The organism is Vibrio sp. RC2502, from assembly GCF_054850435.1.
Window position 1 is genome coordinate 3,284,854 of the sequence record NZ_CM141453.1, and the last position, 14,764, is coordinate 3,299,617.

At 47.4% G+C, this 14,764-nt stretch carries 14 protein-coding genes; 4 read left to right on the forward strand and 10 right to left on the reverse strand.

Translation table 11 applies throughout. The features are described 5' to 3' along the window. Positions 1-14: 14 nt before the first annotated feature. Positions 15-1,856, forward strand: coding sequence for a dihydroxy-acid dehydratase (gene ilvD / locus ACYJZR_RS15360; protein WP_025591450.1), 1,842 nt, complete (start codon positions 15-17; stop codon positions 1,854-1,856). A gap of 2 nt (positions 1,857-1,858) precedes the next feature. Next, entirely contained in the window at positions 1,859-3,406 is a 1,548-nt protein-coding gene (ilvA, locus tag ACYJZR_RS15365; RefSeq protein ID WP_025521626.1) for a threonine ammonia-lyase, biosynthetic, read from the forward strand. Between the two features lie 102 nt (positions 3,407-3,508). Here ilvA and punR read toward each other — a convergent pair whose 3' ends face one another. Further along, entirely contained in the window at positions 3,509-4,411 is a 903-nt protein-coding gene (gene punR / locus ACYJZR_RS15370) for a DNA-binding transcriptional activator PunR (RefSeq protein WP_005465352.1), read from the reverse strand. A 154-nt stretch (positions 4,412-4,565) separates the two neighbouring features. On the opposite strand from punR, the gene punC reads away from it, so the two are divergent. Further along, complete coding sequence (gene punC / locus ACYJZR_RS15375) at positions 4,566-5,771, forward strand: purine nucleoside transporter PunC (protein WP_020904422.1); 1,206 nt, start codon at positions 4,566-4,568, stop codon at positions 5,769-5,771. A gap of 57 nt (positions 5,772-5,828) precedes the next feature. Here the strand turns inward: punC and ACYJZR_RS15380 are convergent, their stop codons facing one another. After that, complete coding sequence (locus ACYJZR_RS15380; protein ID WP_005456015.1) at positions 5,829-6,605, reverse strand: transporter substrate-binding domain-containing protein; 777 nt, start codon at positions 6,603-6,605, stop codon at positions 5,829-5,831. A 115-nt stretch (positions 6,606-6,720) separates the two neighbouring features. On the opposite strand from ACYJZR_RS15380, the gene ACYJZR_RS15385 reads away from it, so the two are divergent. After that, entirely contained in the window at positions 6,721-7,461 is a 741-nt protein-coding gene (locus tag ACYJZR_RS15385) for an amino acid ABC transporter permease (protein ID WP_100662331.1), read from the forward strand. A 75-nt stretch (positions 7,462-7,536) separates the two neighbouring features. Here ACYJZR_RS15385 and glmU read toward each other — a convergent pair whose 3' ends face one another. The 8 genes from glmU to atpE form a co-directional block, all read right to left on the reverse strand. Continuing rightward, a complete protein-coding gene (glmU, locus tag ACYJZR_RS15390) occupies positions 7,537-8,898 on the reverse strand; it encodes a bifunctional UDP-N-acetylglucosamine diphosphorylase/glucosamine-1-phosphate N-acetyltransferase GlmU (RefSeq protein ID WP_005497454.1) in 1,362 nt (453 codons plus the stop codon). A gap of 150 nt (positions 8,899-9,048) precedes the next feature. Continuing rightward, positions 9,049-9,471, reverse strand: a complete 423-nt coding sequence (locus ACYJZR_RS15395; RefSeq protein ID WP_005456027.1) for a F0F1 ATP synthase subunit epsilon — start codon at positions 9,469-9,471, stop codon at positions 9,049-9,051. An 18-nt stretch (positions 9,472-9,489) separates the two neighbouring features. Continuing rightward, positions 9,490-10,893: a F0F1 ATP synthase subunit beta gene (gene atpD / locus ACYJZR_RS15400; RefSeq protein ID WP_005481178.1), complete on the reverse strand. Its 1,404-nt coding sequence runs from the start codon at positions 10,891-10,893 to the stop codon at positions 9,490-9,492. 35 nt (positions 10,894-10,928) lie between these two features. After that, positions 10,929-11,795 (reverse strand): F0F1 ATP synthase subunit gamma, encoded by an 867-nt coding sequence (gene atpG / locus ACYJZR_RS15405; protein WP_005457304.1) that lies wholly within the window; start codon positions 11,793-11,795, stop codon positions 10,929-10,931. A gap of 44 nt (positions 11,796-11,839) precedes the next feature. Continuing rightward, a complete protein-coding gene (gene atpA, locus ACYJZR_RS15410; RefSeq protein WP_005457301.1) occupies positions 11,840-13,381 on the reverse strand; it encodes a F0F1 ATP synthase subunit alpha in 1,542 nt (513 codons plus the stop codon). Between the two features lie 13 nt (positions 13,382-13,394). Continuing rightward, positions 13,395-13,928: a F0F1 ATP synthase subunit delta gene (gene atpH / locus ACYJZR_RS15415; protein WP_005481164.1), complete on the reverse strand. Its 534-nt coding sequence runs from the start codon at positions 13,926-13,928 to the stop codon at positions 13,395-13,397. A gap of 14 nt (positions 13,929-13,942) precedes the next feature. Then, a complete protein-coding gene (gene atpF / locus ACYJZR_RS15420) occupies positions 13,943-14,413 on the reverse strand; it encodes a F0F1 ATP synthase subunit B (protein WP_005458451.1) in 471 nt (156 codons plus the stop codon). Positions 14,414-14,484: 71 nt separating this feature from the next. Further along, entirely contained in the window at positions 14,485-14,739 is a 255-nt protein-coding gene (gene atpE, locus ACYJZR_RS15425; protein WP_002540812.1) for a F0F1 ATP synthase subunit C, read from the reverse strand. Between the last annotated feature and the right edge of the window lie 25 nt (positions 14,740-14,764).

Genomic DNA, 14,764 nt, shown 5'->3' on the forward strand with positions numbered 1-14,764 from the left:
GAAGGATTTAAGAAATGCCAAAATATAGATCAGCAACCACCACACATGGTCGTAACATGGCGGGAGCTCGTGCGCTCTGGCGTGCAACCGGTGTAAAAGACGAAGATTTCGGTAAACCAATCATCGCCGTGGTGAACTCATTCACTCAGTTCGTACCAGGCCACGTACACCTTAAAGATTTGGGCCAACTTGTTGCTCAAGAGATTGAAGCGGCAGGCGGCATCGCAAAAGAATTCAATACCATCGCCGTCGATGATGGCATCGCAATGGGTCACGGCGGCATGCTTTACTCGCTGCCATCACGTGAATTGATTGCCGACTCGGTCGAATACATGGTTAATGCGCACTGTGCAGATGCCATGGTGTGTATCTCTAACTGTGACAAAATCACTCCAGGGATGCTGATGGCTTCAATGCGTCTCAACATTCCAGTTATCTTCGTATCTGGCGGCCCAATGGAAGCGGGCAAAACCAAGCTTTCAGATCAGATCATCAAGCTAGACCTTGTCGATGCCATGATCCAAGGCGCCGATCCTAAAGTGTCAGACGAACAAAGCGAACAGATCGAACGCAGTGCATGCCCAACGTGTGGATCGTGTTCAGGCATGTTCACCGCAAACTCAATGAACTGTCTGACAGAAGCTCTGGGTCTGTCTCAGCCAGGCAACGGCTCGCTGTTGGCAACGCATGCCGATCGTAAAGAGCTGTTTATCAGTGCAGGTAAACGCATCGTTGAACTCACCAAACGCTACTACGAGCAAGATGACGAAACGGCTCTACCACGCAATATCGCGACCAAAGCCGCATTTGAAAACGCGATGGCACTCGACATCGCCATGGGTGGCTCGACCAATACGGTGTTACACCTTTTAGCTGCGGCGCAAGAAGGTGAAGTCGATTTTGATATGACGGACATCGATCGCATGTCTCGCCAAGTACCACACCTTTGTAAAGTGGCTCCTTCAACGCAGAAATACCACATGGAAGATGTACACCGTGCGGGTGGCGTTGTCGGTATCCTTGGTGAACTGAACCGTGCAGGTCTGCTGCACAATCAGTCTAAGACCGTACTAGGTCTGACTTGGGAAGAGCAGCTAGCCAAATACGACATCATGCTGACCGATTCAGAAGAAGTGAAATCATTCTACCGTGCAGGCCCTGCGGGTATCCGCACCACACAAGCATTCTCGCAAGATTGTCGCTGGGATACCCTCGATAATGACCGTGCGGAAGGCTGTATCCGCACCAAAGAAAACGCGTTTAGCCAAGATGGCGGCCTTGCCGTTCTGAAAGGCAACATCGCGCTGGATGGTTGTATTGTAAAGACTGCTGGTGTGGACGAAAGCATCCTGAAATTTACAGGCCCTGCGGTAGTGTTTGAAAGCCAGGAAGATGCGGTAGACGGCATCCTTGGCGGCAAAGTGAAAGCGGGCGATGTGGTTGTGATTCGCTACGAAGGTCCAAAAGGTGGCCCGGGCATGCAAGAAATGCTCTACCCAACCACTTATCTAAAATCGATGGGCTTAGGTAAAGAGTGTGCGTTATTAACTGACGGTCGCTTCTCTGGTGGTACCTCTGGTCTGTCTATCGGCCATGCTTCTCCAGAAGCCGCCAATGGCGGTGCGATCGGCTTGGTTCAAGATGGCGATTTGATTGCGATTGATATTCCAAATCGCAGCATCTCTCTTGAGATCTCCGAACAAGAACTTGCAGAGCGCCGCGTAAAACAAGACGAACTGGGTTGGAAACCAGCAAATCGTCAACGTGAAGTGTCTTTCGCGCTAAAAGCGTACGCCAGCATGGCAACCAGTGCTGACAAAGGTGCAGTACGAGATAAATCGAAGCTAGAGGGCTAGCCATGATGGAATCTCAACCCGAAAAAAAAGCGAATCAATCTGGCGCAGACTATCTGCGCCAAATCCTTCGCGCACCTGTTTATGAAGTCGCAACAGTAACGCCGCTGCAAGAAATGCCTCGTTTATCGGCACGTATCGGGAATAACGTGCAGATCAAGCGTGAAGACCGCCAACCCGTACACTCGTTCAAACTGCGCGGTGCCTACAATATGGTGGCAAGCCTAACTGAAGCACAGAAAGCCGCGGGGGTGATTGCAGCATCGGCAGGCAACCACGCTCAAGGCATGGCACTGTCTGGCACCAAGCTAGGTATCAAAACCACGATTGTTATGCCAAAAACCACACCAGACATCAAAGTCGATGCGGTACGCAGTTTCGGTGGCAATGTGGTGCTGCACGGCAACAACTTTGATGAAGCCAAAGCCGAAGCCGAACGCTTGTCAGAACAACACGGTTATACGTTCGTGCCTCCTTTCGACCACCCATTGGTGATCGCAGGCCAAGGCACCATCGGCATGGAAATGCTGCAGCAAAATGGTCATCTCGACTACATCTTCGTGCCGGTTGGAGGCGGTGGCTTGGCGGCTGGTGTAGCGGTTCTGGTCAAGCAACTGATGCCAGAAATCAAAGTCATCGCCGTCGAACCGGAAGACTCGTCTTGTCTGAAAGCGGCGCTTGATGCTGGTGAACCGGTGGTGCTCGACCAAGTCAGCATGTTTGCCGATGGTGTGGCGGTAAAACGCATCGGTGAAGAAACGTTCCGCTTGTGTCAGAAATACATTGATGGTCATGTGGCGGTTTCAAGCGATGAAATCTGCGCTGCCGTAAAAGACATTTTTGAGGATACTCGAGCGATTGCTGAACCATCCGGGGCGCTTGCGCTTGCTGGCTTGAAGAAGTTTGTTGAGCAAAACCAACTGGAAAACAAAAACCTTGCCACGGTGTTGTCTGGCGCGAATACCAACTTCCATGGTTTACGCTATGTTTCAGAGCGTTGTGAATTAGGTGAGAAGCGTGAAGGTCTATTGGCCGTGACAATTCCAGAACGCCAAGGCGCTTTCTTTGAATTCTGTAATCTGATTGGCGGCCGCGCTGTCACCGAGTTTAACTACCGTTATAACGATGATGAACTGGCGAATATCTTTGTTGGTGTACGCCTGCAAGGCGGTCAGGAAGAGCTGGATAACATCATTCGTGACCTACGCGAAGGTGGCTACCCAGTCGTTGATTTATCCGACGATGAAATGGCCAAACTGCACATTCGTTACATGATCGGTGGCAAGCCCTCTAAACAGCTGAAAGAGCGTCTCTATAGCTTTGAATTTCCTGAGTATCCAGGCGCACTATTGAAGTTCTTAAGCACGCTTGGCACCCATTGGAACATCAGCCTATTCAACTACCGTAACCACGGCGCCGACTACGGACGCGTTCTATGTGGTTTCGAGTTAGATGAAAGCGATTTAGCCCAATTTTCAACGCATTTACGAGAACTTGGCTACCAATGTAAGGATGAAACCGATAATCCATCCTACAAGTTTTTCTTGTCTTAATTCGCCTTATCAACACCTCGCTGCAGCGAGGTGTTTTGTTTCCAATTTACGGTTTCATGGACCAAGTGATGAGCTAATACTGAGATCGGATGATTCTTTTGACTAACACTGCAACCAATCTTGATGCAACTGATTCGGTGATCCCAAATAATCCACCATCCATTGGATCAACTTATGATCGTCATCTTTACGCCATACCAAACAGCATCGGCTCAATGGCTTGTCATCTTGCAGCAGTTTCTCCACCAGCACACCTTCATGAATAAGTGGCATCGCAATATGACGCGGCATATACCCGACTCCAACGCCATTTTTTAAACATTCAATCGCACTGTACCAATTGGGCAATAATAAACGACGCTGCTTGGCATAGTGACCTGTGTGTCGTTTTGGCAGTACGTTCGATGTGTCATCCAGACAAATCGCGGGGAACTGGCTAACAAACTCTTCGGTGAGAACCTGCTGACGTACACAAGGATGAGCAGGCGACATGACAAACGCCCAATCCAACACACCCATGTCTTTCACTTCGAAATCCCCGCCGACCGGAACTGCTGAAGTGGCTCCGACTACGATGTCTGCACGACCTTGAGCGATCGCCTCCCAAGAGCCGTTAAAGACTTCCATGTTGATTTGCAGTTCCGCAAATTCAAACTCACGATAGAAATCTTCCACTAACGGCTTGAGCTTTTCGAGCTTCACTACGTTATCTAGCGTCAGTTTCAACGTTGTTTTCCAGCCGTGCGCAGCTCGACGAGTTTGTGCTTTCACCTCTTCCATCTGACGCAGTAACGAGCGCGCTTCAGCCATGAATAGCTCACCCGCTGGTGTTAATTCAACTTTCCTTGGTAAGCGGCGAAATAGCACGACGTCCAAATCCTGCTCTACCTGTCGCACGCCATAGCTGATCGCCGAAGGAACTTTGTGAAGCACTTCAGCAGCGGCCGTGAAACTGCCTAACCGAGCAACCGTATCGAGCATTTCCAATGATGCTTTGGAGAACATGATTTCTGACCTTTCAAAAAATTTGATTGATAACCAACAATTTTAGCGTTTTATTTTCTCAAAATCGAAAAATAGAATAATAAGGTAAATAAATCAGGGTTGGCGCCAACTGATATTGATTAAAAAATGATTAAATAATTTGATTGGTTGAATCATGAAAATATCAAAACTACAGCTAGTTTATCTTGCAGCTTTATCTATGCTTGGCTTTGTTGCCACTGACATGTACTTACCTGCGTTCAAAGCGATGGAAATCGACTTTGCTACAGGTCCCGAACAAATCGCACTTTCTCTGACCGTATTTCTTGTAGGTATGGCTTTTGGTCAGTTGATGTGGGGATTGGCATCGGATAAATTTGGTCACCGCAATACGCTGGCCGCAGGTCTGGTACTATTTACCATTGCCTCATTCGGCTTAGCATTCTGCGATGAAGTTTGGCAGCTACTGACACTGCGCTTTGTGCAAGCAATCGGCGTGTGTGCTCCTGCGGTTATCTGGCAAGCGATGGTAATCAAGCGTTACTCCAGCAGTAGCCAGCAAATTTTTGCAACCATCATGCCGTTGGTGGCACTATCACCAGCACTTGCACCTCAACTGGGTGTGGTTTTAGCGGATAGCTTTGGTTGGCACAGTATTTTTATCGCATTAACGCTTGTTGGCGTGGTGCTGGTTGCTGCCACCATGGCACAAAAGAACGAACAAGCCGAAATCAAACAAACCAGCATGTCTGCGGATATTAAAGCGTTACTAGGTTCAAAAACTTACCTAGGTAACGTGTTTATGTTCGCAACCGCGTCGGCAGCGTTCTTTGCTTACCTTACTGGTATGCCAGAAATCATGTCTCAACTCGGCTACGAAGCAAAAGACATCGGTTTGAGCTTTATCCCACAAACCATTGCTTTCATGGTGGGTGGTTACCTAGGTAAAGTTGGTGTTCGCAAATTTGGTGATGAAAAAATTCTACGTCAGTTGATCGGTTTATTCAGTGTTGCCGCGTTGCTTATCTTTGTAGCTTCGCAGTGGGAATTGACCTCCATCTGGCCAATCCTAGCGCCTTTCTGTCTGATTGCGGTAGCGAATGGTGCGTTGTACCCAATCGTAGTAAACCGTGCATTGGCAAGTGCGAAGCAAAGCCCTGCAACCGCAGCTGGTTTGCAAAACAGCCTGCAAATTACCGTGAGCAGCCTATCAAGCGCATTAGTTGCCGCGATGGCAAGCCAAGCTCAAATGGTTACGGGCGTGGCAATCGTCATTTGTATGGGTGGTTTGTGGATGGGTTACATTTTGTCGAATCGTGAACTATCTAAGCATTTCACTACACCTGACAACGCTCGCGTCGTTAGCGAAGATGAACTTTAAGTCTGTACTTCAGTCCATCCGGTCATAATAAGAGCCGCGTAAAGCGGCTCTTTCCATTTATAAACTTTTCAGTCCCCACTTCTGAGCAGTCTGCTTAAAGAAGCCTTGTGTTTTTTTTAACTCCACCCAGTGATTGATGTAGTTAATCCAGACTTGGTCGTCTTGTGGTAACAACATGGCGATTGGAGTCGGTCTGCGAGGTGCTTTCACAGGCACAATCGCCAACTGTTTGAACTTGTCCACCAGCGTCGCCGCTTCCACATTGGAAGTCACAGACACATCCGCTCTGCGAGCCAACAGCTCTTGGAAGTCTCGCGCGGGGGCTTCAATCACAATATGCTGCGCCGATGGGAAGAACTCTTTCACCATTTTTTCTTGTACCGTACCTAACGTCGCAGCCACTTTCACATCGGGTTTATTAAAATCCTCCCAATCAGAGAATTTGGCGAGGTCTTTTTTCTGCACCACTGGCACAAACGCCAAGTAGAAATAGGGTTGGCTATAACCAGCCACCTTCGCACGCGACATGTTTAAAGACGCACTGCCAGTGATGTCGTACTTGTTGGCCGTAATGCCATTAACCAGCGTTTTCCAATCGGTGGCAACGTACTCCACTTTGACACCCAGATCTTTAGCAAGCTCGGTTGTGACATCAATATCAAAACCACGATAACTGTTCGTGGCTGGATCTTTCATTGTCATCGGATTCCAGTCCCCAGTCGTCCCTACTCTCAACACGCCTTTATCCAGAATTTCTTGAAGACGGCTCTGAGCATGAACAACTTGAGTGACCATAAGCAGACATATTCCTAGCGCAAACAAAATCTTTTTCATTTTTATTCCCTTAAAAATAATGACCTTATACGGTTTAATTATTAACCTTTATTACAACCCCATTGATAACATAGCAGTAACAATGGAAGTTTTTTAGTTAATTCAGGGAGTAAATGTGACCTTTCGAACTCTATGGCTGATTTCGCTGCTGTTGTTAACGGGTTGCTCAGATTACCAATGGGGCTGGTATGTACTCGACCCGTCAACGAAACAAGGGATAACCAACCTAAAGTTTTTAGTCGCGGGGTTTAATGACACCATTCAAGTGTCACTCTTGAGTATGTGTTTTGCCATGACACTTGGGCTGCTGATTGCGTTGCCTGCACTTTCTCGCTCACCAACGCTCAAATGGATGAATCGCATCTACGTTGAGGTGATCCGCTCAATCCCAGTATTGGTGTTGCTCTTATGGGTTTACTACGGCATGCCAACGCTGCTCGATGTCTCTCTCAATCATTTTTGGGCGGGGGTAATTGCACTGACTATCGCTGAAAGTGCGTTTATGGCAGAAGTATTTCGCGGTGGGATTCAAGCGATCAACCGAGGTCAACATGAAGCGGCAGAATCACTTGGTTTGAGTTATTGGCAGAAGATGCGCTTGGTGATTCTTCCGCAAGCATTTCGACAAATTTTACCGCCGTTAGGGAATCAGTTTGTCTATATCCTCAAAATGAGCTCTCTGGTGAGCGTAATCGGTTTAAGTGACTTAACTAGACGTGCCAACGAGTTAGTGGTGAATGAGTACTTACCGTTAGAAATTTATACCTTCTTGGTTCTGGAGTACTTGTTGCTCATTCTATTCGTTTCTCAAGCAGTGCGTTGGTTAGAAAAGCGTATCGCGATTCCCAGTTACTGATACTTGCACTAAAAACGACAAAGCCGCTCTCACTGGAGCGGCTTTGATAATTTAGCTTTTAAGCTCAGGTAACGCTTACTTTTGCTTAACTGGACGTTGCCAACCAGTGATCTTACGCTCTTTAACGCGAGTGATCACTAACTCACCCTCTTCCACGTCTTTAGTCAATGTGGTACCTGCACCGATAGTGGCACCATCAGCAATAGTGACAGGTGCCACCAGCTGGCTATCAGAGCCAACAAACACGTCGTTACCAATGATAGTCTTGAACTTATTTGCGCCATCGTAGTTACACGTAATCGTGCCCGCACCGATATTAGTGCGTTGGCCGATTTCCGCATCACCAAGGTAAGTCAGGTGGTTTGCTTTAGAGCCTTCACCAATGCGCGCATTTTTCACTTCCACGAAGTTACCGACGTGCGCGTCGTTACGTAGCTCAGCACCAGGACGCAAACGAGTGAATGGACCGACGGTACACTCTTCACCAACGGTTGCGCCTTCAATCACACTGTAAGGACGAACGATAGTGTTATCGTCGATTTCACAATCTTTCAGCACACAACCAGTGCCGATAATGACGTTATCACCCAGCGATACGTTACCTTCGATGATCACATTGGCATCGATTTCACAATCCATACCGCACTGAAGCTCACCGCGTAAGTCAAAACGCGCAGGGTCACGTAGCATCACACCTTGTTCAAGTAGTTTTTGTGCTTGCATCGATTGGAACGCGCGCTCTAGACGAGCAAGTTGAGCGCGATCATTAACACCTTCAACTTCAATGGCATTCACTGGGTGAACCGCTTCAACGGCACGCCCTTCGTCGTGCGCAGCAGCAATAACGTCTGTTAGGTAGTACTCACCTTGAGCATTGTTGTTGTTTAAGCCAGACAACCAACGCTTCAGATCACCACCAGTCGCAACCATTACGCCAGTGTTGATTTCTTTAATTTGCTTTTGTTCTTCGCTTGCGTCTTTTTGCTCAACGATAGCAACCACTGGACCATTTTTACGAATGATACGGCCGTAACCGGTCGGGTTATCGAGCATTACAGTAAGTAATGCGATGCCACCTGTTGGTTGTGCATCAAGTAGGTTTTCAATAGTTTCAGGAGAAATCAGTGGAACATCACCATAAAGAACTAGGATCTTTTCATCGTCTTCGAAACGTGGAGAAGCCTGATCCACCGCGTGGCCAGTACCAAGCTGATCCGCTTGAAGTACCCAGTTGACAGTCTCGTCGGCAAGTGTGGTTTGCATTTGATCACCACCGTGACCAAAGACTAGGTGAATGTTTTGTGCGCCAAGGCCAGTACAAGTATCGATAACATGTTTAACCATTGGCTTCCCTGCCAAAGTGTGTAGCACTTTAGGCATATTTGAGTGCATACGAGTACCTTTACCCGCAGCAAGAATCACAGCACTGAACTTCATTGAGAACCTATAGACGTTTTCTGTTAATTGGCCGTTATTTTAAACAGCTCTTTTTGAATAGTTAATGGAATTAAGTAAATTTCCAACTAAAAATAATCAAAAAGGCGACCTTAAAGGTCGCCTTTTGTCATGCAACGTTGCTAATTGAGCTTAGCGACGCTTTTTGGTCAGCTCGATAACTCGAAGCTGAGCAATGGCTTTAGCCAGTTCGCTGGCCGCTTGTGCGAAGTCCATGTCACCATGCTGATTCTGGATTTTCTCCTCAGCGCGGCGCTTGGCTTCTTCTGCCTTCGCTGCGTCTAGATCTTCACCACGAATCGCTGTATCAGCCAGTACTGTAGCAGTACCAGGCTGAACTTCGACCATACCACCAGAGACATAAATGAACTCTTCGTGGCCGTGCTGTTTCACAATACGCACCATACCAGGCTTAATAGCGGACAGCAGCGGAGTGTGGCCGTGGAAAATACCCAGCTCACCTTCGCTACCGGTCACCTGAAACGTTTCTACGCGACCAGAGAAAATACGTTTCTCAGCGCTCACTACGTCTAGGTGAAAGGTTATTGGTGCCATATCGCCTCCTAGTTAGCCTTATAGCTTCTTCGCATTCTCGATAGCATCGTCAATCGTACCGCAGTACATGAACGCTTGCTCTGGAATGTCATCGTATTCACCAGCTAGTAGACCTTTGAAGCCACGTAGAGTCTCTTTAAGAGGTACGTAAACACCAGGGTCGCCTGTAAATACTTCTGCTACGTGGTAAGGCTGAGTTAGGAAACGCTCAATCTTACGTGCACGAGATACAACTTGCTTATCTGACTCAGATAGCTCGTCCATACCTAGAATCGCAATGATGTCTTTCAGCTCTTTGTAGCGCTGAAGTGTCTGCTGAACGCCACGAGCGATGTCGTAGTGATCTTGACCAACAACTAGTGGGTCTAGCTGACGAGACGTAGAATCTAGTGGGTCGATCGCTGGGTATAGACCCATTGCTGCGATGTTACGGTTAAGTACAACCGTTGCATCCAAGTGCGCGAATGTTGTTGCTGGAGACGGGTCAGTCAAGTCATCCGCAGGTACGTATACCGCCTGTACAGACGTGATAGAACCTTGCTTAGTTGACGTGATACGCTCCTGTAGTACACCCATCTCTTCTGCAAGAGTTGGCTGGTAACCTACCGCTGAAGGCATACGACCTAGAAGTGCTGATACCTCAGTACCTGCAAGCGTGTAACGGTAGATGTTATCAACGAACAGTAGTACGTCACGACCTTCGTCACGGAAACGCTCTGCCATTGTTAGACCAGTCAGAGCAACACGTAGACGGTTGCCCGGTGGCTCGTTCATCTGACCGTAAACCATCGCTACTTTAGATTCTTCAGGATTCTCAACGTTTACAACGCCCGCTTCCTGCATCTCGAAGTAGAAATCGTTACCTTCACGAGTACGTTCACCAACACCAGCAAATACTGATAGACCTGAGTGTTGAAGTGCGATGTTGTTGATAAGTTCCATCATGTTAACGGTCTTACCTACACCTGCACCACCGAATAGACCGATTTTACCACCCTTAGCGAATGGACAAACCAAGTCGATTACTTTAACACCAGTTTCTAGAAGTGCTGTTTCGTTTGATTGCTCTTCGTAGCTTGGTGCTTCACGGTGGATAGAGTAAACCTCTTCTGCACCGATCTCACCACGCTCATCAATCGCGTCACCTAGGACGTTCATGATACGACCTAGAGTTTTAGTACCTACTGGTACTGAAATTGGAGCGCCAGTGTTAACCACTTCAACTCCACGACGTAAACCATCAGAGCTACCCATTACGATACAACGAACTACGCCACCGCCTAGCTGTTGTTGAACTTCAAGAACTAGACGCTCTTTTGAGTCCGTTACGTTTAGAGCGTCATATACACTAGGTACTTCGCTCTGTGGGAACTCTACGTCGACTACCGCACCGATGATCTGTACGATCTTACCTGTAGCCATCGTTAATCCTCTAAACTATTTCGTTTTACCTAAGCTTAAACCGCAGATGCACCACCAACGATTTCCGACAGTTCTTGTGTGATCGCTGCCTGACGGGCTTTGTTGTACACAAGTTCCAGATCTTCAATCAAGTTGGTTGCGTTATCCGTTGCAGCCTTCATCGCAATCATTCGAGCCGCTTGCTCACAAGCAAGGTTCTCAACCACACCTTGGTATACCTGAGACTCTACGTAACGCACTAATAGCGTATCCAGTAGAGGCTTTGGTTCAGGCTCATAGATGTAGTCCCATGAGTGCTCACGCTGCATCTCTTTGCTGTCCGATTTAGGCAAAGGTAGCAATTGATCGATCGTTGGTTGCTGAACCATAGTGTTCACAAACTTGTTGAACACTACATATAGACGGTCCAGTTCACCTTCATCGTATTTCTTAAGCATTACGCCAACAGAACCGATTAGGTCTTCTAGGCTAGGGCTGTCGCCAAGGCCAGAAACCTGTGCCGCAACTTTTGCGCCACCATGTTTAAAGAAAGCTGTTGCTTTCGAGCCAATCACAGCCAGCTCAATTTCAGCGCCTTTCTCTTTCCATGTTTGGATGTCTGTAACGGCTTTTTTGAACACGTTGATGTTCAAACCACCACACAGACCACGGTCTGTCGAAACGATGATGTAACCAACACGTTTCGCTTCACGCTCTTCTAGGTACGGATGACGGTACTCTAGATTTGCGTTTGCCACGTGACCGATCACTTTACGCATTGTTTCAGCGTATGGACGAGAAGCTTCCATTGCATCTTGAGAGCGACGCATTTTTGAAGCTGCTACCATTTCCATCGCTTTCGTAATTTTCTGCGTGCTTTTAACACTACCGATTTTATTACGTATCTCTTTTGCGCCGGCCATCGTTACTCTCCGTTAGTTGGTGGCAGAAACTGCCACCGACCTAATTACCAAGTTTGGGTTGCTTTGAAGTCGTCAGTCAGTTTCTTCAACTGAGCTTCGATTTCATCGTTGTAAGCACCAGACTTGTCGATCTCAGCTGCTAATTCAGCGTATTGACCGCGAGCGTACGATAGTAGAGCCGCCTCGAAATCTAGAACTTTGTTCAGTTCTACATCATCAAGGTAACCGCGCTCTGCCGCGAAGATAACTAGTGCTTGGTCAAATACAGACATTGGAGCGTACTGCTTCTGCTTCATTAGTTCTGTAACTTTTTGACCATGGTCTAGCTGTTTCTTCGTTGCTTCATCAAGGTCAGAAGAGAACTGAGCAAATGCTGCTAGTTCGCGGTATGCAGCTAGTGCTGTACGAATACCACCTGATAGTTTCTTGATGATTTTTGTCTGAGCTGAACCACCTACACGAGATACTGAGATACCTGGGTCAACCGCTGGACGTACACCTGCGTTGAATAGCTCAGTTTGTAGGAAGATCTGACCATCGGTAATCGAGATTACGTTAGTCGGTACGAATGCTGAAACGTCACCTGCTTGAGTTTCGATGATAGGAAGAGCAGTCAAAGAACCAGTCTTACCTTTCACTTCACCGTTAGTGAAACGCTCTACGTACTCTTCATTTACACGAGCTGCACGCTCTAGTAGACGTGAGTGTAAGTAGAATACGTCACCTGGGAATGCCTCACGGCCTGGTGGACGTTTTAATAGTAGAGAGATCTGACGGTAAGCTACCGCTTGTTTAGATAGATCATCGTAAACAATCAGTGCGTCTTCGCCGCGATCGCGGAAGTATTCACCCATCGCACAACCTGCATATGGCGCTAGGTATTGTAGCGCTGCAGATTCAGAAGCAGATGCAACAACAACGATAGTGTTTGCTAGCGCGCCGTGCTCTTCTAGTTTGCGAACTACGTTAGCGATAGTCGATGCTTTCTGACCGATTGCTACGTAGATTGAGAAAATACCAGAGTTTTTCTGGTTGATGATCGCATCGATCGCCATTGCTGTTTTACCAGTCTGACGGTCACCGATTACAAGCTCACGCTGACCACGACCGATTGGGATCATTGAGTCAACTGATTTGTAGCCAGTTTGTACAGGTTGGTCTACCGATTTACGGTCGATTACACCTGGTGCGATCACTTCTACAGGTGAAGTCAATTTCGCTTCGATTGGACCTTTACCATCGATAGGCTCACCCAGCGTGTTTACTACGCGGCCTAGTAGTTCTGGACCAACTGGCACTTCAAGAATGCGGCCAGTACCTGTAACTTTCATGCCTTCCTTAAGGTCAGCATATGGGCCCATTACTACCGCACCAACCGAGTCACGCTCAAGGTTAAGTGCCAGTGCATAACGGCCACCCGGTAATTCAATCATTTCACCTTGCATCACGTCCGCTAGGCCGTGGATGCGGATGATACCATCGCTTACCGATACGATAGTACCCTCGTTGCGAGCTTCACTAACAACTTCGAAAGATTCGATACGCTGTTTGATCAGATCGCTAATTTCCGTGGAATTAAGTTGCATGCTCCAATCCCCATTAAGACTGCAATGCATCGCTCAGGCGGTTCAAACGACCACGCGCTGAGTCATCGATGACTAGGTCTCCGGCTCGAATAATAACCCCACCAAGTAGGGTCTCATCTACACTGCAATTCAGCTTCACTTTGCGTTCAAGACGCGCTTCAAGTTTGCTGCCAATATTTGCAAGTTGTTCATCAGAAAGTTCTGATGCTGAAATGACTTCAACATCGATTTCTTTCTCATGCTCTTTCTTCAGAATGAAGAATTGCTCACAAACATCAGGAAGGGCCGCTAAACGACCATTCTCAGCCATCACCTTAAGAAGGTTTTGACCGTGCGCATCAACTTGTTCACCACAAACTGCAACAAAGATTTCTGCCATTTTTTCAGCAGAGAATGAACTGGTTAGAAGCTCATTCATTTGTTCGTTTTTGGCAACTTCAGCAGCAAAAGACAGCATTTGACCCCATTGGTCTAGCTGGCCCTTATCTACCGCAAAGTCGAAGGCTGCTTTAGCATAGGGGCGTGCGATTGTAGTCAAATCAGACATATGCGCCCCCAGACTTAAAGTTTTGCAGTAATGTTGTCGAGAATATCTTTTTGCGCATCTTTATCGATTGTACGCTCAAGGATTTTCTCAGCACCAGCTACAGCCAGAGTAGCAACTTGTTTGCGCAGCTCATCGCGTGCACGATTACGTTCAGCTTCAAGTTCTGCTTCCGCTTGCGCTAGGATTTTCTGGCGTTCTGCCTGAGCTTCCTCGCGAGCTTCATCAATAATTTGAGACTTACGCTTGTTCGCTTGTTCGATGATCTCAGTTGCTGTGCGCTTCGCTTCTTTCAACTGATCAGAAGCGTTGGCTTGTGCTAGATCCAAGTCTTTAGCAGCACGTTCAGCTGCTTGAAGACCATCAGCAATTTTTTTCTGACGTTCTTCAATCGCTTGCATCAATGGTGGCCATACATACTTCATGCAGAACCACACAAATAGTGCGAACGAGATTGCTTGACCTAGCAGAGTTGCGTTTATGTTCACAACAGCTACCCCTCTATTTGGACTTAGTGTTAATCAGTGACAAGCTAAAGCTTGTCCCGAGTTAAAGGTGATTAACCTAGTTGACCAACGAATGGGTTTGCAAATGTGAATAGTAGCGCGATTACGATACCGATCATTGGAACCGCATCAAGTAGACCTGCGATGATGAACATCTTAACTTGTAGCATAGGAGCCATTTCTGGTTGACGTGCTGCACCTTCTAGGAATTTACCACCTAGTAGTGCGAAACCAATCGCTGTACCAAGAGAAGCAAGACCGACGATAATACCTACGGCGATTGCAGAAAAGCTCAGTAAAGTTTCCATTACTATCTCCAATTTATAGTTGTTG